This window comes from Limimaricola sp. G21655-S1, from assembly GCF_027213785.1.
Taxonomy (GTDB): Bacteria; Pseudomonadota; Alphaproteobacteria; order Rhodobacterales; family Rhodobacteraceae; genus Limimaricola.
This window is the reverse complement of record NZ_JAPWGO010000421.1, coordinates 1-247: the sequence shown is the minus strand read 5'-3', so window position 1 is coordinate 247 and position 247 is coordinate 1. Positions and strand designations below refer to the sequence as shown.

Sequence of the window (247 nt, the reverse complement as noted above, 5' to 3'; positions counted from 1 at the left end):
ATACCGACCCGTCGGTGAAAAGCCTGCGCGATATGCACCCGGCCGACCTGGCCGGCTCGCGCGAGAAGCTGTACATGTTCCTGTCCGGCTGGCTGGGTGGCCCGCCGCTGTTCATGGACACCTTTGGCCACCCGCGCTTGCGCATGCGCCATATGCCGTTTGCCGTGGATAGCGTAGCGCGCGACCAGTGGATGCAGTGCATGACACAAGCGGTGAACGAGCTGGTGTGCGAAGACTGGCTGAAAGC

Annotated in this window: 1 pseudogene; it reads left to right on the top strand. The window is 63.6% G+C overall.

The window, feature by feature from the left end:
• Positions 1-247: pseudogene (locus O4G76_RS21320) on the top strand (hypothetical protein); the annotation flags it as partial.